Below are 19,386 nucleotides of genomic sequence, written 5' to 3'. Positions count from 1 at the left end.
GCGATCTTTCTCAGGTTCGCAACGGCGCCCTATACTCGGTCGCGAGAGTCTCATCGGTCGAGGTGCGGCTGACGAGATTGAACAGCGGCGTGAGGACGAGTGTCAGAACGAGGTTGAGAACCACGGCGTACAGCGCCGAATAGCCGGGAAAGCTGAAGTCGCCTACCGCAAGAGCATAGGTCGGGGTAAGGTTCGCGGCGACGAACATCGCGGTCCCGGCAACAATTCCCGCGGCCCATCCGACGAAGAGTGCCCAATCGTTGAACCATCGCGTGTAGACGCCGAGCATCACGGCAGGCAGCGTCTGGATGATCCAGATTCCACCGAGGAGCTGCAGATAGATCGCAAATTTCGACGGCACGAACACGATGAAGGCCAGCGCGCCGAACTTGACGATGAGCGACACCAACTTTGCCATCTGCGCTTCCTGCTTGTCGGTGGGCGCGTCATTGATGAATTCGCGGTGAATGTTGCGCGTGTAGAGATTGGCGGCAGCGATCGACATGATCGCGGCCGGTACGAGCGCTCCGATGCCGATGGCTGCAAAGGCGATGCCGACGAACCATGACGGGAAGCTGTGCAGGAACAGGGCCGGCACCGCAAAGTTGTTGCCGAACTGTTTGAAGCCGGTCGCGTATTCGGGAAGATTGCCGACCCCTGCGGCAATGGCGAAGAAGCCGACCAGCGCTAGCAGGCCAAGCATGAATGAATAGGCCGGCAAAAGTGCCGCGTTGCGCCTGACGGCGTGTCCGCTGCTGGCGCTCAGGATGCCCGTGATCGAATGAGGGTAAAGGAAGAGCGCCAGTGCCGATCCGAGCGCCAGCGTCGCGTAGGCGCCGTACGCGCCGGTCGTGTTGGCGCCGGGCGTAGCCAGCAGCAGTTTCGAATCCGGTACGGCTGCGAAGATCTTCTCAAAGCCGCCTAGCTGTATGGGAACGAGGACGATGGTGGCGAACGCCGTGATGTAGATCAGGATGTCCTTGACGATGGCGATTGACGCGGGGGCCCGCAGTCCGCTCGAATAGGTGAAGGCGGCGAGGATGATGAACGCGAACAGCAACGGCAGGTCGCCACTATAGCCCTCGCCGGAAACGCCCATTCCTCCGATCACGACCTGAAGCCCGACAAGCTGGAGCGCAATATAGGGCAATGTCGCGACGATGCCGGTGACCGCCATCGCCAGTGCAAGCCAGCGATTGCCGAAGCGCCCGCGGACGAAGTCGGCGGCCGTGATGTAGTTGTGCCGGTGGCAGACGTACCAAAGCCGCGGAAAAACCAGGAAGAGGATGGGATACGCGATGATCGTATACGGGACGGCAAAGAAGGCGACCGCACCGGCCCCGAAAGCCAGCGCCGGAACGGCGATGAAGGTGTAGGCCGTGTAGAGGTCGCCGCCGATCAGGAACCAGGTGACGATCGTGCCGAAGCGACGTCCGCCAAGCCCCCATTCGTGCAACTGATCGAGATCGCCCTTGCGCCAATGCGCCGCGGCGAAGCCGAGCCACGTGATCAGGGCAAACAGCACCAGGAAGATGATCAAGGCAGTCCAGTTGACGTCCTGCACGGCATTCCTCCCGATTGGCCCTCCCGCGTTATTGTTTCCCCTCGCGTGATTGCACCCGCGACCGGACTATTCCTCCGTCGCGAAATAGACGATCGCGGTCAGGATGGCTCCAACGATGACCCAGAGAAGCTGGTACCAGTAGAAGAATGGGATGCCGATGAGCTCAGGCTCGGCCATGTTGTAGAACGGCGGCCAGAGAACGGCGACGAATTGAATGAGGAGGAGCAGGTACCACCAGCTCCATCCGGTACGTTTTTCGTCCTGCCGGCCGGTGGCTGATTCCCGGATGCTAGATCTCGAACCGACGCCATTTGACATGCAGCCCTCCTTCACCGAGGTGCGCCCATGCCGGTCGATGATGCGGAAGGTGGCGCAGCTATCGCGAGAATCCCGGCAGCGATGCCTGGATCTCGTCACCTTCCAACGCGGCCTTCTCATCCGCGTCGTCGTAACGCATCACGTGTTCCCGGGTTCCATCTTCTTTCGGTTATGGCGGGCCTTCAGCGCGCGGAGATCGCCAGCGCCAACGGGAGGTGGCGCGACGTGATCGATGACCTGCCCGTTGCGTTGGGTGCATCAGGAGGAGGTCGTAAGGTACTTCGTTCCTTGAGGCTCTATCCGAAATCGCGTGATTCGTTTGATGTTCAAATGACTTAGCCGAGTGCATAAGCCTCACGGCGGCAAATCGCCGGCTACTTTGCATGGGGTTGTTTTCGATGTTTTGCTTTCCGGCCGCCCCCTCAACTGCAGCCGCCGCATCCACCGCCACCTCCGCCGCCCCCACCGCAGCCGCCGCCACCATCGCCACCACTGCTGCTCATCGTCTGCGAGGCGGCATAGACGGGGGCGTAGGGCGTCCCCGACAGGACGACGGCACCCGAGAGCGCCACGGCGAGCAGCAGCTCGTGATCGCGCGGCGCGCGCGAGGCTCGCGCGTTGGAGGTCTGATAGCTTGCGAGGGCCTCTTGGCCGGCTCGCGTCCGTATGGGGCGCTTCGCCAGCATGATGCCCCCGATCACTGTGGCGACGAGCAGGACAATCAGGATCCCCACCGGGTGGTGCCGCTCTGCGCCGACGGCGGCCTTGATGGCTCCGAGACCCAGAAGAAGCACGACGAAAGGGAGGACCGTCATATGGAAGGACGTCATCTGCGCGTCGGTCGGGGTGTAGCCGAGCTGTTGCAGGCGCCCCTGAATCTGCTGGACGATCGGCCTGACCGCCGTCTGGAACTGCTGGCGCGACATGTCCGGCTGGATATCGAGCGATGCCGGCCTGCGCACGATCGTCGTCAGCGGCGTCTGGTCGGTGACGGTGATCGTGCGACCGTTCTGGGCGATGGTGGCGCCGTGCCCCGACGTTAGGCTGAGCAGGATCACATCGCCGAGGCGCCGTGCGCCGCCGGCGAGATAGGCCAGCTCCAGCGCGTTCAATTGGCGCGTCGCGTTCGCGGCGGGACCGATCGTCGACCTGAAATGGTAACCCAGCAGGAAGATGATGGCTGCGCTGGTCAGATAGAGAGTCAGGAAGGGACCAGCCGTCCAGTCCAGCGGATTCCACGTCATCTGTTCGTCCTCATCAATCGATCGCGAATCCATGCGATCGGTCTGGGGATGATAAGCCAGCGGCGGCGGTCCGTCACATGATAGCGTTGGCGCCCGAAGCGCAGATGTGTCGCCGGCCACAGCCCCGCGCTCGGCGGCCCGAACACGCGCTCATGCAGCGCGAGCGTCTCGGCATATTGCCGGCGATAGGTCACCTGAGCCTCGGGCCCGCCGGGAGTGGGATCATGGTGCAGCGGGGCCTGTAACCTCTCGGCGCACCAGATCGTCCAATAGTCGCGCGAATAGACGAGATGCTGGTGCCAGACCTCGTCGACGATCTCGCTCGGCGTGACCGGCGTCGGCGAGACGACGGCGAGAAAGCAGAAGCGGCGATAGGCCTCGACGGCCGCGCGAGCTTCCTGCACGCTCCAGCCGTGGTCGCGCGCGAGGCGCCGGGTGAAGTTCAGCGGCGTGTCGGGCTCGAAATCATGCTGCCCAATGCGTCGCCACAGCGCCTCGCGCGCCGGCGTCCAGACCGGCTCGCCCGTCTGGATGACGATTTTGAACTGCTGGCGCTGCAACCGAGGCTCCCGATGGATTTCCGCGCAGCATGATAGCATGGGATCGCGCGGACGGGATGACGGTCGAGCGACGAGCCGGCCGCGACACAAGCGGCGCAGCCGAGTGCGACGCTGCGCTGTGGTTCATCTTGCAAGGTGTTTTCGCCCAAAGGCGGAGCGGCAGGCGCGCTCTCAGGCGGCCGTACCGTCGATCGAGCGACGGATTACCCGCTGCACGTCGGCGTTCGACAGAAACAGATCGTGGTTGATGATACCCCAGCCCGCGTCCGAGGCGTCGATCACGCGCACGCCAAGCCGCTCGATGGCGGCCTTCTCGGCGGCGCCGACCCGTGTCATTCCGCCGGCGATTTGCCCCGACAGCGCCAGTGCGCGATCGTTCGTTGCGGCAATCACGGTGATCTTGCCGGCAAGCGGACCCATGCGCTGGATCGCCGACGAGAACACGTCCATGTCGATATCGGGTGCGGCAAACACGATCGCGCCGATCTTGCTGGTCACCGTATCGCCGTATCGCGCATAGAGCTGACGCAGGCTTTCGAGCGTCAGCATGGTCCCCATGCTGTGCGCAACGATGTGCACGCGGCCGCCGGTTGGGGCCGACACGATGGACGAGAGCACGCGCTCAAAATCGTCGCGCGACCACATCGCGCTGTCGCGGTCATAGGCATAGTCGAACAGTCCTGCCTTGGAGGGCCAGGAGAACACCATGGTCCGGCCGCGGAACTTGATCCCATCGGAGAGATGGGCGGCATCGAGCGCCGCCGTCTCGAATGTCTGCTTGAAGCCGTGCACGTAGATCAGCACGTCTCCTCCCCCGCCGGCCTGCGCAAGGAGATCGCCAGCGTCGGCCGACACCGGTTCGACCCGGTCAAGGCGCCAATCGCCAAGTCCGACCGCGGCGAGAGAAAGACGGCTCTCGTCCGGCGCCACCAGCTTTGCCCGTGCGACCGTCATTGTGGTCGCGCGCTCCGGCCCGAACCAGGGTTTCGTGCGACCGCCGTTCACGGGCTTGCGCGTGGTGGTGACGAGCAGAGTGGGGTCAACGGAAAGCGACGACGCGTCATAGCGAGCGCCCGTCGCGCCCAAGCCCGTGCATCCGCCGAGTGCGAGGATGCCAAAGGACGCGAACCCTCGCAGGAGCGCGCGGCGCGACACGTGAGTTTCATGTTGCAGAAGATGTCGGACGATCACACGGAACCTTCGGGAACACTGCCCACCGTTTGCCCCGCTCCGCTAGCTCCGTGAATGATGATGGCGGCGAGAAAAGGGCGAGCCCGGTTCCGCTTCGATCAGAGCCGATAAACCTTATCGCTGACGTCGACGCGGAATTCGTGCCACAATTTCAGGCCGGTTCTTCTCGAGCCATGCCATGGCGTCCGGTCCGTCGACGACACACTCGAAGGTTTCCCAGGTCGGGTCCTCCAGGGACTCCTCTTGAAGTCGCTTGGCCGCATATTCCATGAGGTCATGCAAGCCTTCGTATCCTCGTCGGCGTTCGAGTGACTCGGCAATTGCGGCACTCGTCCATTCGCGCCGGGCGAGATCGATGATGCTCGGAGCGTCGGCCTCGCTGAACCAGGGCGTGGCATCGAACTCGAGACAGACGACGTTGTCGGCGGTATGGCAAGTCGCATGGATCATGGGGTCCCTCCGTTTGCGGGCGCGCGTCAGCCCTTGACCAGATCTCCCAGCAGGTTCGCAGCCACCGTCAGCTTGGCGAGCGTCAGGCCGCTGGCGGCGATCTCCTCGACCGAGCGGCGGGTGCGCGTCGCTTCGGGGTGAGCCGTGAGCCAGATCTCGACGGCTTGCTTGCCGGACTGGCCGGTCGCCAGCATATCCGCAGCCAGTCGCCTTTCGGCCGCTGCGATCTGGTCGACGGCGCGGTCGATGGCGAGGCGTTCGAAATAATCGTTGGCCGGGACGCTGCGGGCGGCGGCGATGATGCGATCGAGACGGAAATTGGCTTCCGCAGCGAAGAAGGTCGCGGCGGCATCCCCGATGGCGCGGCTGGTGCGTTCGGCGACCGTCACGATATCGGGTGCCGCGACCAGGGCGTCGAGGTCGGCGAGCTCGCTGGCAAGGCTGGCCGGGACACCGGCCTCAGTGAGGTCCTGCCGACGCTTGCTGCGCACGGCCTGCAAGTCCGGCGGCAGCGAGTTGTCGAGGGAGGCCGTGGTCTCGCGGATGCCCGGCCCGAAACGTGCGATCACCGCCTCCAGGCCATCCCTGAAATCGACATTGCGCACGTACCAGACCATGCGGGACAACAGAAGGTCCTGGATCGTCGCGTAGAGCGACAGCTGCAACTGCCCGTCGATGCAGGCGTCGAGCTTGTCGATCGCGTCATTGAGCCATTGGAGCCCGTAGGATTCATCCACCGCCACATAGGCCATGACGATGGTAGGGATATCGGCATCGGTCTCGTCGATCAGGCGCACCATGCATGCCGGGCCGCCGCGGTTGATGACGGCATTGGCGAGGCTGGTCGCGATGATCTCCCGTCGCAGGCGGTGGAATTCGACCGCTGTCGGGAATTTGTCCTGGACCTCGCTCGGAAAATACTGGGACAGTTCGCGGGCAAGATAGGGATCATCAGGCACGCTGGTCACGAGCAGGTCATCGTAAAGCGTCAGCTTGGCGTAGGCGAGCAACACGGCAAGTTCGGGCCGTGTCAGGGACTGCCCGCGCCTCACCCGTTCGGTGATCGCCGCATCGTCCGGCAAGAACTCCACGGCGCGGCTGAGCAGACCGCGCTGCTCGAGCGATTGCATCAGGCGTGTGAGGAAGCCGGTCTCGGCCACGCCCTTGCGTTCTGCGAGTGAGAGCGCCAGCGTCTGCAGATAGTTGTTGCGCAGCACCAGTTCGCCGACCTCGTCGGTCATCGCTGCAAGCAGGCTGTTGCGGTCGGCGGGGCTGAGGCGCCCCTCGCGCTCGGGGCGCGCCAGCGCAATCTTGATATTGACCTCGACGTCGGAGGTGTTCACGCCGGCCGAATTGTCGATGGCGTCGGTGTTGAGCTTGATGCCCTTCTGCGCCGCTTCGATGCGGCCGCGCTGGGTGACGCCGAGGTTGGCGCCTTCGCCGATCACCCGGGCGCGGACCTCAGTGCCGGTGATGCGGATCGGATCATTGGCGCGGTCGCCGGCCTGATCGTCGCTTTCCGAGGACGAGCGGATATAAGTGCCGATGCCGCCAAACCAAAGGAGGTCCGTGCGCGCTTTCAGGATTGCCGTCATCACTTCGAAAGGCGTCGCCTGCGGCTTGTCGAGATCGAGCAGGGCGCGCACTTCCGGTGCGAGCGGGATCGCCTTCAGTGAGCGCGGGAACACACCGCCGCCTTGCGAGATCAGCGACTTGTTGTAGTCCTGCCAGCTCGATCGCGGCAGGTCGAACAGGCGCTGGCGCTCGGCGAAGCTGGTCGCCGGATCGGGCGAAGGATCGATGAAGATGTCGCGGTGATCGAAAGCCGCCACGAGCTTCGTCGCCGGCGAGAGCAGCATGCCGTTGCCGAAGACGTCGCCGGACATGTCGCCGACGCCGGCGACGGTGAATGGCATGGTCTGAATGTCGGTGCCGAGCTCGCGGAAGTGGCGCTTGACCGCCTCCCAGGCGCCGCGCGCCGTGATCCCCATCTTCTTGTGGTCGTAGCCCTGGCTGCCACCGGAGGCGAAGGCGTCGCCGAGCCAATGATTCTTCTCGGCCGAGATCGCGTTGGCGATATCGGAGAAGGTGGCGGTGCCCTTGTCGGCGGCGACGACCAGATAGGGATCGTCGCCGTTATGCCGCACGGTCGAGTCGGGCGGCACGATGTCGTCGCCGTCGAGGTTGTCCGTCAGTTCGAGCAGAGAGCGAACGAAGATGCGATAGGCTTCCGTGCCTTCGGCCATAAAGTGGTCGCGGTTGGAGGGGGAGGGCAGGCGCTTGGGCACGAAGCCGCCTTTGGCCCCGACCGGCACGATCACGGCGTTCTTGACCTGCTGCGCCTTTACAAGGCCCAGGATCTCGGTGCGGAAATCCTGCGGCCGGTCGGACCAGCGCAGTCCCCCCCGCGCAACCTTGCCGAAGCGCAAGTGAATGCCTTCGACACGGGGTGAATGCACGAAAATCTCGTACAGCGGTCGCGGCGCCGGCAGGTCCTCGATCCCGCGCGCGTCGAACTTGAATGAGATCACCGGACGCGGATGTCCGTCCTGGCCGACCTGCCACAAATTGGTGCGGATGATCGACTGCACCAGATTGGTGAACCGACGCAGGATGCGGTCTTCATCGAGCGAGGCGACGGATTTGAGCTGCTCCTCGATCTCTGCGAGCAGGGTCGTCTCGCGCGCCGCACGCTCGGCCTCCGTCAGGGTGAGGCGCGGATCGAGGCGGGCCTGGAACAGCGCGACGAGGTTGGCGGTGATCGCGGCGTTCTTGCGCAAGGTCTCCCACATATAGTCCTGGCTGAACGGAGCGCGAATCTGGTGCAAATAGCGAGACAGTGCCCGGATACTCGAGACTTCCCGCCAGCCCAGGGCTGTGCGCACGATCAGGGCGTTGTATCCGTCGGATTCAGCGCGATCGCTGACAACGGCCATGATCGATGCTTCCAGGCGATGGCTCAATTCCGGACTGATCTCGATCGGCTTGCCGTCGCTGGTTTCGATCGTCATGTCGTGTAGCCAGACCGGTTCGGGCCTGTTACCGGGCACGATCTGATAGGTGCGCTCGTTGACCACGCGCAGGCCGTGATTTTCGATCACCGGCACCCGATAGGACAGCGACAGCGGCGCGGCGTCCGAAAACACCTTCAGGCCGAAGCGCCTGGGATCGTCCTTGCCCTCGAAGCGGTGAACCGAAATCGTTACCGGGCGGGCTGCCGTCAGCCTTTCGATGGTCGCGATGTCGGCGACCGATTGTTCCGCCGTGAATACCTCGGCATAGCCGCCGCTAAAGGCCTGCGCATAGCGATTGGCGAGCATGCGCGCCCGCATGCCATCGGTTGACGCAGTCAGCGCGGCCTTCAGCTTGTCAGCCCAGGTTGCGGCAATGGCGCTGATGCCGGCTTCCAGCGTAGCGCGCTCGACGGCGGGAGTCTTCGCTTCATAGCGCCCGATGATGTAGTGGACCCGCGCCAATGCGCCTTCGGGGAAGGACACGTAGGAGGCCGACAGGGTCCCCCGGTAGGCCTGCGCCAGGAAATTGGCGACGCGCGTGCGCACGTCGGTGTCGTATTTGTCGCGCGGAATGAAGACCAGGATCGAGACGAATCTATCGAACTTGTCGACCCGAGCCAGCGCCCGGACGCGGGGGCGCTCATAGAGGATCAGGATCTCCATGACGAAATCGTAGAGCGTGTCGACGTCGATCTGGAACAGCTCGTCACGCGGATACTCTTCGAGAATGTGCATGAACGCCTTGCCCGAATGGCCGCTCGGATCGAAGCCGGCGCGTTGGAGCACCCGCGACACCTTGTGGCGAACATAAGGGATCTGTCGGACGGAGCGCGTATAGGCGCCCGAGGTGAACAGGCCGACGACGCGCAACTCGCCCTCGAGCCGGCCGTCGGGCGTGTAGAGCTTGATCCCGACATAGTCCATCCGGATGCGGCGATGGACGCGGCTGCTGACATTGGCCTTGATGACGATGAGCAGGGTAGGCTCGCGCATGAACTCGCGAATCTCCGACGTCATCACCACCATTTCGTTGCCGCGGCGCAGGACCTTCGCATCGGGGTCGCTCAGGATGCCGAGGCCTTCGCCAGTCGTGATGTCATCCGACGCATCGCTGTCGGGCGAGAAGCGATATTCGCGCACGCCCAGAAACGTGAAATTGTCGGCACACAGCCATTGCAGGAATTGGTTGGCCTCGGCGACCTCGTCGATTGGGAGCGGCGGCGGGTTGGACGTGAACGTCTTGATCGCTTGCTCGACGCGGTCCCGCATGGCTCGCCAGTCGGTGACGCAGGCGCGCACGTCGTTCAACGTCCGGGTGAGGCCGACGATCAGCTTCTGCTGGTCGGCCTCGGCATCCAGGCGGGTGATGTGGAGATGAATCAGGCTCTCGCGCGCGCCCCTTGCCCCTTCCGGCAATGCTTCACCGTAGAAACGCAGGAGCTTGCCCTGGTCATCGCGCTCCACCGCGATGATCGGGTGAGCGACGAGGGTGACCTCGATGCCCTGCTCGGTGAGCTCCGCCATGGTGGAGTCGAACAGGAAGGGCATGTTGTCGTTGAGAATTTCGAGTACGGAAATCTCGCGCCCGTCCGGCATCGCCGGATTGACGACGCGGATATCGGCACTGCCAGCCGTGCGTCGCTGCACATGCTCCCAGGCTTGCTCCGCGAGCAGGGCCAGCGAGGAGGCATCGTAATTGGCGAGGTCCTCGAGATTGGTGTAGCCGAACAGAAGCTCGGCAAAGGCCCGAGGGCTCTTGCCCGGCTGAATGCTTCCTGCCGCATCGTGGATCAGGGTCGCCCGGGCCTTGTCGTCGCGCCACGCCATCATGTCCTCCCTTGCCCGCGCCGTTTGGGCACGGAGCCATCGACGTCCCTCCGGCCGAGCCGGCGTTGCCTCAATGGTGATGGGCCGACACGCCCTTGACGCATTGGGTCAACAGATCGGTGGTGGCGGATTGGCCGACATCACCCAGGCTGATCATGCCGACCATCCGCTTGCTCCTGTTGATCACGGGCAGCCTGCGGATCTTCAGCGTCTCCATGTGATGCACGGCCTTCGCCAGATCGTCGTCTTCCCGGCAGCAATGGATGCCTTCGGTCATCACGTCCCGCGCTGTCATGCGCGCGGCGTTGAAGTCCTTGATTGCAAGGCCTTTGCAGACGATGTCGCGATCGGTCACCATCCCGATCAGATGGTCGTCTTCACCGATCGGAATGCAACCGATGTCGTGCCCTTGCATCAACTTCGCGATCTCGGTGATCGGGGTGTCGGGGCTGACCCAATCGACGCCCTTGTGCATCACGTCCCTGACTTTCATGAGGACCTCCGTTGCGAACGCAGCCCCGTCGCGTGACTATACAACAAACCGGGCGCGACCGCACGCGCGATGCGACGAGGGCGCATCGGTGGATCATCTCGCGTCGCGCCGCGTCAGTCGTGCACGCTGAAGCGTCCATGCGGCGCATTGGCCGTCAGGCGCGCGAACTGCGCATGCGTCAGCTGGAGCAGCGTCTCGTGATCGCCGGCTTCGATATAGACCTCGGGCTGGGCCTGGATGGTGTCATCGACGATGAGATCGAGCCCGTAGCACCTGCCGACGGCCGGCACTGCTCCGTGCGCGCAGTCGGCGAAGATCCGATTGATCTCGGTTTCGTTGGCCATCGCGAGATCCTCCCCGAGCCTCTGCTTCAGGTCCGGCAGGTTGAGATGGTGCGATGCCGGCACGACCGCGAGCATATAGCCGCCGTCATGCCGCAACACGACGGCCTTGGCGAGACGATCGCCCGACACGTGACAGGCCTGCGCCGTGCGCGTCGATGACATGGTGAGATCGTGCGGGATCTCGGCATAGTGGATTTTCTCGGCGGTGAGATATCGGTGCAGTGTCGGAGCAATGGACATGGCGTGCTCTCCGATGGGTATGCAAGCCGTCCACCGTGGGCCCTGCCGCACGATAGGCGGCCGCGTGATTGGCTGGGCTCAAGATAGGCGTTGCGGTCGAATGCCGCAATTCGTCACTGCATCGCGACACGATTCGATTCCAGCCACCTCGTAGTTAGACAGTATTGCCGACCTATCTGCGAACCGCGGGGATCGCGCCGGCTCGTCGGTCAACCCATTCCTCCTGCGGAGGGTCGTGTGCCATGCGCACGCCGATCAAGCCAATATGTCGCGACGGCAAGCACAACCCAGCAGAGATTGTAGAGAAGGCCGCAGCAAATCACCACCCAGCCCGGGATCGGGCCGATTGCGGCGCGATCGATGAGTTCATCCAGGTGAGTCGCCATTTGCGGATGGATCGCGAGTTTGCCGACATAGGCCGATGTCTGGATCACGATGATCCAGATGTATGTGCGGCGAATACGACGTCCGGCGGCGCGAACGAAGCTGATATGATGACGCGGATGCAGGTAGTCTTCCGCGAGGATGGTTCGCCAACTCGCATCGTCCTCTCCGCGTTTGCCGCTCAGGATCGGAACGTACCAGTGTGTTTCGAGGAAGCGCGCCCGCGCGCGCCAGACGTTGAAATAGCGATAACGGCGCGCCTCGAGTCCGAGAAAGACCGCGAGCAGCATGCCTATCAGGATGAGCGGCAGCGCTGATGCTTCTTTAGACGAGAATGTCGACGACAGGGCGATGCCCAAGGTCACGATCGACCAGTTGGTCGTGTTGTCGAGGCGTGTGCGCCAGATGGTGCTGCGATAGATTTCGCCGCGATAGAGGTGGGCAATCGCACCGAATTCAGCTGGGTTCAGCTCTTGGACTTCACGTGTGTCTTCTGCGGGCCTGAGCATGGCGCGAACCACCCGAGACCAGTGAAATTTCAGGTCGTGCTTTCGACAGCGACCCGATGATACTACCACAATTCTGCTTCGTTTGGACAATTCCGCGATCGATGCCAAGTGAGGCGTGCGCACTTCACGGCGCAGATCACCCCCAACCCGCAACGGGCGCGGTCGTTCACTTCATCACACGCACACCCTTCGTCGTGAAGCGCTGCGTCCGGCCACCCGGGCGCACGGGACGTCGCGTTCCGGCGGCCTTGCCAGTGCCGGGCGGCTGGTGGGCGGGCACGAGCTGGTCGGGGCGGGAGCCGATCAGATCGGCACGGCCCATCTCCTTCAGCGCCTCGCGCAGCACCGGCCAGTTGTCGGGGTCGTGATAGCGCAGGAACGCCTTGTGCAGCCGGCGCTGCCGAAGCCCCTTGATCGCCTCGACCTTGTCGCTGCCGCCGCGACGCACGCCGCGCAGCGGATTGACGCCGGTGTGGTACATCGCCGTGGCGGTCGCCATCGGCGAGGGCAGGAAGGTCTGCACCTGGTCGGCGCGATAGCGGTTCTTCTTGAGCCAGAGCGCGAGGTTCATCATGTCCTCGTCGGTCGTGCCCGGATGCGCCGCGATGAAATAGGGGATCAGGTAATATTTCTTGCCGGCCTGTTCTGCTGCGGCATCGAACATCCGCTTGAAGCGGTTATAGGCGCCGATGCCCGGCTTCATCATCTTGTCGAGCGGGCCGCGCTCGGTATGCTCGGGCGCGATCTTCAAATAGCCGCCGACGTGATGGGTGACGAGCTCCTTGACATATTCCGGGCTCTCCACCGCGAGGTCGTACCGCACGCCGGAAGCGACCATCACCTTCTTGATGCCCTTGGTCTCGCGCACCTTGCGATAGAGCCGGATCAAGTCGTCGTGCGAGGTGTTGAGGTTCGGGCAGATCTCGGGGAAGACGCAGGACGGCCGCCGGCACGCCGCTTCGACCTTCGGATCCTTGCACGCCATCCGGTACATGTTGGCGGTCGGACCGCCGATGTCGGAGATCACGCCGGTGAAACCCGGCGTCTTGTCGCGGATGCGCTCGATCTCGCGCAGGATCGAGCCTTCCGAGCGGTTCTGGATGATGCGGCCCTCGTGCTCGGTAATCGAACAGAAGGTGCAGCCGCCGAAGCAGCCGCGCATGATCGTCACCGAGAACTTGATCATCTCCCAGGCCGGAATCCTGGCATCGCCGTAAGCCGGATGCGGCGCGCGGGCGTAGGGCAGATCGTAGACCGCGTCCATCTCCTCGGTGGTCAGCGGGATCGGCGGCGGGTTCAGCCAGAGGTCGCGATCGCCGTGACGCTGGACGAGTGGCCGCGCATTGCCGGGATTGCTCTCCCGGTGCAGCACGCGTGAAGCGCGCGCATAAGCCTCGCGGTCCTGCTCGACCTGCTCGCAGGCAGGCAGCCGGATCACGGTGTTACCGGGATGGCGAGCCGCGCCCTCATCGGCGGAATCGAGATCGTCCGCGTGCAGCTCGGTGTAGTCCTCGGGCGCGCGGCGGAACAGCGCTGTGCCCCGGATGGAATCGAGATCGCGGGGCGCCGTGCCCTCGGCGAGCCGGTGGGCCACCTCGACGACAGCACGTTCCGCATTGCCGTAGAGCAGGAGATCCGCCTTGGCGTCGGCCAGCACCGAGCGGCGCACCTTGTCGGACCAGTAGTCGTAATGCGCGATCCGGCGCAGCGAGGCCTCGATGCCGCCGAGCACGATCGGAACGTCCTTGAAAGCCTCACGGCAACGCTGAGCGTAGACGATCGTGCAGCGGTCCGGCCGCCTTCCGCCCTCGCCGCCGGGCGTATAGGCATCGTCGTGGCGCAAGCGCCGATCCGCCGTGTAACGGTTAACCATCGAATCCATGTTGCCGCCGGTGATGCCGAAGAAGACCTTCGGCTTGCCCAGCGCCTTGAACGGCTCGGCCGAATGCCAGTCCGGCTGCGCGATGATGCCGACCCGGAAGCCCTGCGCCTCCAGCAACCGGCCGATGATCGCCATGCCAAAGCTCGGGTGGTCGACATAGGCGTCACCCGTCACCAGCACGATGTCGCAGGCATCCCAGCCGAGCGCCGTCATCTCGGCGCGGCTCATGGGGAGGAATGGGGCCGCCTTGCGCGGCCGCGCCTGGGCCATCAGGGGCCTCTCGGCGGTCATGATCTGGGTGTTCATGGCGCTTACCGATAAGACCCCGGGCTGCCGAATTCAACCGACGGACGCGTCAAGGAGGCATATTTGCCGGCGTAGCGGTCCATTTTCCGAACCCTCCATCCGGGACTCAAATACGACGGAACCGAGGTAACGTTGCATTCACGGGGCTTCGATAGCGTTAGGCCGATGTGGGCAGAATGGCGGCAGTGGGGATCATGAAGACGGCGGAATTGGTCGAGCTGGCTGCGGGGCAAACCGCGCGCCCTGGATCGGCATCGACCATGCCGGAGGATGCGGGGATGTGGCACCTGCCGACGGCACCTTCCCCGCCGCTGGCGGGCGAGTTGACGCTCGACCAGATGCTGCTCAAGCACGTTCCATGTGGCATCGTGATCATCGATTGCGCAAGCCAGCGCTTCCTGGACTTCAGCGATCGGGCGAGCGCCGATCTCGGCTATTCGCGCGAAGAGTTCGCGCGGTTGTGTCTTGCCGATCTGATCTGCAGTGACGGGCCGGCGGCCCATGCTGGCGATACGACGGAGCGCCTCGCACGCAGCCCGAGCGCAACCATTGCGCTTCATCGCCACAAGAGCGGCGCGATCCTGCCGACCGAAGTCGTCTGCAAGCCGCTCAACTGGCATGATCGAGAGTGCACGCTGGCGTTCTGGACCGATGTGACCGAGCGGTTATCCCTTCAGGAACGCCTTACGATACAGGAAAGATACTATCGCGCGCTGCTGGCCAGCATTCCGATGCCGGCCTGGCTGGTAGGCGTGGATGGCCGCTTCATGGCCGTCAACTCGGCCTATCTAGCGAATATCGGCCGCACAAATCCGGACGAATTGATCGGAAAGCGATTTCACGATGTCTGGCCCGCTCACGTGGCCGAGGATCTCTGGGAATCCAATCGTCGTGTGATGGAAACCGGGCTGCCGCACCAATATGAAAGGCGGCTCATCCTGCAGGGAAGCGAGCACATCGTGTCCGTCTCGCTGTCTCCCATCCTCTCGGAAGCCGAGGTGATCGGGGTTGCCGGCGCCGGCCACAACATTACCGATCTTCGGAAAACGATCGAGGAATTGCACGAACGGGAGACCGAGCTTCGGACGCTTGCGGAGAACTCCCCGGATAATGTGATCCGCTTCGACCGCAACGGACGCTGACCTACATCAATTCCCACTATGCACGAATGATCGAGCTTCGCCCCGAAGCCGTCTACGGAAAAACCTTGAACGAGATCTGGCCCTCTGCCGGAGAGGGCCTCGCTCGCTTCATCGAAGCTATCGACACGGTGTCCACCACCGGTGAATCGCAGGTGCTTGAAATGCAGGTTCCGGTCGAGAGTGCAGTACTGCGGATGCACCATATCTCGATCGTCGCGGAGTGGGACCGCAACGGGGCAGTCCAGGGCGTTCTGGCGATCGGGCGCGATATTACGGAACGGCGCAGCATGGAGGAACAGCTCGCGCAGCGGGAGCAGGAGTTTCGGGCGCTTGCCAAGAACTCGCCGGATGCGATCGTCCGGTTCGACTCCGGATTGCGACGGCTCTATATCAATCCTGCGGCACAGGCGATCACCGGTCCCGCCTACAATTATGGCGTAGGGTGCACGCCGGACCACGGTTCGCCGGTTATCGACGTCGTGAGATTCAAGGCGCTGCTGCAAGAGGTGTTCGACCGCGGCGAGCAGCGCGAGGCCGAGTTCAAGGTCAGAAAGGTCGATGGGATCGGCACGGTGAACGCGCGTTTCGTTCCGGAGGTCGGCGAGTCGGGACAGGTGCAAACCGTGCTCGCGGTCTCCAGGGACATCACGGCCTCCGTCAACCAACGTGAACGCATCCAGCGGCTCGCCTATTCCGATTCCCTGACCGGGCTTGCCAATCGCGCCTTGCTCTACGATCGCGTCCGGGACGAGTTGAGTGTTGGGCCGAACACGCGTGGCGGTGTCGGCCTGATGCTGCTGGACATCGACCACTTCAAGGACGTGAATGACACGCTCGGCCACAGCCGTGGCGACGAGCTGCTCAAGGAGGTTGCAAGCCGCCTGAGCGCCTGCATCCGCGAGACGGACACCCTGGCACGTCTCGGCGGCGACGAATTCGTCATTCTGGTCGCAAACATCCGGGACGATGCCGAACTGCAAGAGATCGCCGAACGCATCCAGCGCGCGATGGCTCCCGTATTCCGGCTGAGTGGGTCGGAATTGTTCGTGTCCTGCAGCATCGGCATCACTACCGTCGTGAGTGGCGAATGGGATATCGACGAGCTGATGGGATCGGCGGACGAGGCGCTCTACGAGGCGAAGCGGAACGGACGCAACAAGGCCCAGTTCTACCGGCCCGAGCTCTCGCAACAAACCATGGAGAAGGTCGCCCTCGGTCAGGCGCTTCGCCAGGCGCTCGATCGCCGGGAATTCAGCCTGGTGTTTCAGCCAAAATGCCGGCTCGGCGACGGCCATCTCGTGGGCGTTGAAGCGCTGCTGCGTTGGAAGCATCCGACGCTCGGTCCACTATCGCCGGACCGGTTCATCAGCGTCGCCGAGGAGTCCGGACAAATCGTAGAGATCGGTCGCTGGGTGCTCGAGAGGGCCTGCGCGGCCATCGTGCGGCAGAACAAGTACCGCGCCCAGCCCATCACCATGGCGGTCAACATTTCGCCGAGGCAGATCACGACCGGCGCATTGACCGAGCACATCGCGCCGGCGCTCGAGGCGAGCGGTTGCCCGCCCGCCTGGCTCGAGATCGAGATCACCGAAGGAATGATGCTCCAGGACAGCGAGAGCGTTCAGGAGACGCTTTCGGCGATCTCGCGCATGGGTGTCTCCATCGCCGTCGACGACTTCGGCACCGGCCATTCGGCGTTGGCCTACATCGATCGTTTTCCGATCAATGTTGTGAAGATCGACCGCTCGTTCACCATGAGCATCGACCGCGATCCCCGCAAGGCCGCCGTGGTCCGGGCCTTCGTTTCGCTCGCGGACGCTCTGGATCTGGACGTGGTGGCGGAAGGTGTGGAGACGGCGGAACAGGTGCGTCTCTTGCGCAAATTCGGCTGCGAGATCGGTCAGGGATATTTCTACAGCAAGCCGATGACCGCGCTCGCGCTCGCGCGACGATACGGACTCTGCAAGCGACAGCCGTGAGTGTTTTCGCAATCTCGACGACACCGAGTGCGGACCACACGGATTCTTGTCCTTGCCATCGACCGGCCCATCAATTTCCGCCGCTTGCCATCACAATCGCTGCGCTCGCGCTCGTTAGGTTGATGGCTCGATTCCGACCATTCCGGTGCTCGGATAGCGCGAGCCGGCGATGGTATCGGGTGCAAACAACGTATCGAGCGTGCCGATCTCGTCAGGAGACAGCGTGATCTCCGCTGCCGTCGCATTCTCCTGGACGCGCTCAGGTCGGCGCGTGCCGAAAAGCGGAGTGACGTGCGGATGTTTCGACAAGAGCCACGCAAGCGCCATCTGCGCGGGCGTGAGGTTTCGCGTCCGGGCGATCCGGTCAAGCTGATTGACGAGTGCCTGGTTCGTCTCCCGCGCGCCGTCCTGGAAGCGCGGATTGGTCTTGCGAAAGTCGCCGTCCGCAAGTCCCGCCACATCCAGCCTGCCGGTAAGGAAGCCGCGGCCCAGCGGCGAATAGGCAACGAAGGTTGCTCCCAGCTCGCGGCAGGCTGCAAGCATTCCACCTTCCGGCTCGCGACTCCACAGCGAATATTCGCTCTGCACCGCCGAGATGGGGTGAACGGCAGATGCCAAGCGCAACGTGGTGGGCGAAACTTCGGACAGGCCAAGCAAGCGAACCTTGCCTTGCTCAACGAGCCGCGCCATGGCGCCGACCACCTCCTCGATGGGGACATCCGGATTGCGGCGGTGGCAGTAGTAGAGATCGATGGTTTCGATGCCGAGCCGCCGCAAAGAACCCTCGCAGGCAGTCCTGATGTAGGCAGGTGAGTTGTCGACATGCCGCTCATGGGCGTCTTTTGCATCGCACGATGCCAAACTTGGTGGCCAGCACAGCGCGATTGCGTTTGCCTTTCAGGAATTGCCCGAGCAACTCCTCATTGGAGCCAAAGCCATAGGTGTCGGCGGTGTCGAGAAGATCGACGCCGAGATCGAGCGCCCGTTCGATCGTAGCGAAGGATTGCGCATCCTCGCTTGGGCCGTAGAACTCGCTCATGCCCATGCAGCCGAGTCCGAGGGCAGAAACTGACACGGTGCCAAGACGACGGCGCCGCCGCATATCAGGCCACCGTCCAGCCGCCATCTGCAACGAGCGCCTGACCGCTCACATAGCTTGCTGCATTGGAGAGAAGATAAAGGATGGATGCGGCGATTTCCGCGGGAATGCCGGCGCGACCGGCGGGCGACGTCGTCATGGTGGCATTGAGATTGTCGAGGCTGCCGAAGCCGATTTCCGCCATCGGCGTGGCGATGGGGCCGGGGCTTACCGCATTGATGCGGATGCCCTTGCCGAAATACTCCAGTGCCGCCGTACGGGTGAGGCCCAGAACCGCATGTTTGCTGGCGACATAGGGGGCGACCTGGGCAAAGCCCACATGCGCGGCAATGGAGGCAACATTGACGATAGCTCCGCCGCCGCTCGGTAGCATGGCTGCGATCTGATACCTCATGGACCAGAAGACGCTCGTCACGTTGGCGGCCATGATCGTCTCGAAGTCGGCCGTTGCGGTCTCGTGGAGGGGCGCGGCGTGGCCTAGTTGGCCGGCATTGTTCACCGCGCCGTCGAGACGGCCGAAGTGCTCCACCGTCTGCGCGATCGTCGCGCGGATATCCTCCTCCCGCGTCACGTCGCATCGCAAGGCGAGGGCCCGTCCGCCAGCTTGCTCGATGTCTGCCGCGATCGTGCCGCACAAGTCCAGGCGGCGCGCAGCCAGCACGACATTCGCGCCCCTTAGTCCCAGGGCGCGGGCTGTTGCCGCGCCGATTCCCGAGGAAGCGCCGGTGACGACATAGGTCTTGTTCGAAAATTCCATTGATCGCGGTCCGTGTTTGAGAGACTGCGGATCTCTTTAGAAAGGTGCATGTAGAACGATAATCGGGTATTCATTGCATGAAT

Annotated in this window: 14 protein-coding genes and 1 pseudogene; 2 read left to right on the top strand and 13 right to left on the bottom strand. The window is 63.6% G+C overall.

Going from position 1 to position 19,386, the window contains the following annotated elements:
• Positions 1 to 10: 10 nt before the first annotated feature.
• From mctP to SO140_RS11720, 11 genes are all read right to left on the bottom strand, one after another.
• Complete coding sequence (gene mctP, locus SO140_RS11770; protein ID WP_449378205.1) at positions 11 to 1,564, bottom strand: monocarboxylate uptake permease MctP; 1,554 nt, start codon at positions 1,562 to 1,564, stop codon at positions 11 to 13.
• A gap of 66 nt (positions 1,565 to 1,630) precedes the next feature.
• Positions 1,631 to 1,882, bottom strand: coding sequence for a DUF3311 domain-containing protein (locus SO140_RS11765; protein ID WP_449378204.1), 252 nt, complete (start codon positions 1,880 to 1,882; stop codon positions 1,631 to 1,633).
• A 422-nt stretch (positions 1,883 to 2,304) separates the two neighbouring features.
• A complete protein-coding gene (locus SO140_RS11760; protein ID WP_449378203.1) occupies positions 2,305 to 3,126 on the bottom strand; it encodes a TIGR04222 domain-containing membrane protein in 822 nt (273 codons plus the stop codon).
• Positions 3,123 to 3,686: a glycine-rich domain-containing protein gene (locus SO140_RS11755; RefSeq protein ID WP_449378202.1), complete on the bottom strand. Its 564-nt coding sequence runs from the start codon at positions 3,684 to 3,686 to the stop codon at positions 3,123 to 3,125. The genes SO140_RS11760 and SO140_RS11755 overlap by 4 nt, the downstream gene beginning before the upstream one ends.
• Before the next feature lie 171 nt (positions 3,687 to 3,857).
• Positions 3,858 to 4,877: an alpha/beta hydrolase gene (locus SO140_RS11750; RefSeq protein ID WP_449378201.1), complete on the bottom strand. Its 1,020-nt coding sequence runs from the start codon at positions 4,875 to 4,877 to the stop codon at positions 3,858 to 3,860.
• A gap of 114 nt (positions 4,878 to 4,991) precedes the next feature.
• The gene (locus tag SO140_RS11745) at positions 4,992 to 5,327 is read right to left on the bottom strand and encodes a hypothetical protein (protein ID WP_449378200.1); all 336 of its coding nucleotides are present in this window, start codon (positions 5,325 to 5,327) and stop codon (positions 4,992 to 4,994) included.
• Between the two features lie 26 nt (positions 5,328 to 5,353).
• Positions 5,354 to 10,168 (bottom strand): NAD-glutamate dehydrogenase, encoded by a 4,815-nt coding sequence (locus SO140_RS11740; protein ID WP_449378199.1) that lies wholly within the window; start codon positions 10,166 to 10,168, stop codon positions 5,354 to 5,356.
• A gap of 70 nt (positions 10,169 to 10,238) precedes the next feature.
• Complete coding sequence (locus tag SO140_RS11735; protein WP_449378198.1) at positions 10,239 to 10,661, bottom strand: CBS domain-containing protein; 423 nt, start codon at positions 10,659 to 10,661, stop codon at positions 10,239 to 10,241.
• Between the two features lie 113 nt (positions 10,662 to 10,774).
• Positions 10,775 to 11,245 carry an aminoacyl-tRNA deacylase gene (locus SO140_RS11730; protein ID WP_449378197.1) on the bottom strand — a complete coding sequence of 157 codons (471 nt, stop codon included), beginning with the start codon at positions 11,243 to 11,245 and terminating at the stop codon, positions 10,775 to 10,777.
• Between the two features lie 209 nt (positions 11,246 to 11,454).
• The gene (locus SO140_RS11725) at positions 11,455 to 12,138 is read right to left on the bottom strand and encodes a DUF2270 domain-containing protein (protein WP_449378196.1); all 684 of its coding nucleotides are present in this window, start codon (positions 12,136 to 12,138) and stop codon (positions 11,455 to 11,457) included.
• A gap of 166 nt (positions 12,139 to 12,304) precedes the next feature.
• A complete protein-coding gene (locus SO140_RS11720; protein ID WP_449378195.1) occupies positions 12,305 to 14,326 on the bottom strand; it encodes a YgiQ family radical SAM protein in 2,022 nt (673 codons plus the stop codon).
• A gap of 194 nt (positions 14,327 to 14,520) precedes the next feature.
• On the opposite strand from SO140_RS11720, the gene SO140_RS11715 reads away from it, so the two are divergent.
• Together SO140_RS11715 and SO140_RS11710 are read left to right on the top strand one after the other, a co-directional pair.
• A complete protein-coding gene (locus SO140_RS11715) occupies positions 14,521 to 15,468 on the top strand; it encodes a PAS domain-containing protein (RefSeq protein WP_449378194.1) in 948 nt (315 codons plus the stop codon).
• A gap of 26 nt (positions 15,469 to 15,494) precedes the next feature.
• Positions 15,495 to 17,447, top strand: coding sequence for a putative bifunctional diguanylate cyclase/phosphodiesterase (locus SO140_RS11710; protein ID WP_449378193.1), 1,953 nt, complete (start codon positions 15,495 to 15,497; stop codon positions 17,445 to 17,447).
• 114 nt (positions 17,448 to 17,561) lie between these two features.
• Here the strand turns inward: SO140_RS11710 and SO140_RS11705 are convergent.
• Together SO140_RS11705 and SO140_RS11700 are read right to left on the bottom strand one after the other, a co-directional pair.
• Positions 17,562 to 18,549 (bottom strand): annotated as a pseudogene (locus tag SO140_RS11705) (aldo/keto reductase).
• 1 nt (position 18,550) lies between these two features.
• The gene (locus tag SO140_RS11700; RefSeq protein ID WP_449378192.1) at positions 18,551 to 19,303 is read right to left on the bottom strand and encodes an SDR family NAD(P)-dependent oxidoreductase; all 753 of its coding nucleotides are present in this window, start codon (positions 19,301 to 19,303) and stop codon (positions 18,551 to 18,553) included.
• Between the last annotated feature and the right edge of the window lie 83 nt (positions 19,304 to 19,386).

The organism is Bradyrhizobium sp. UFLA05-108 (genome assembly GCF_059803455.1).
Note: the sequence above shows the minus strand (reverse complement) of the source record. Positions and strands in the feature narration are given on the sequence as shown.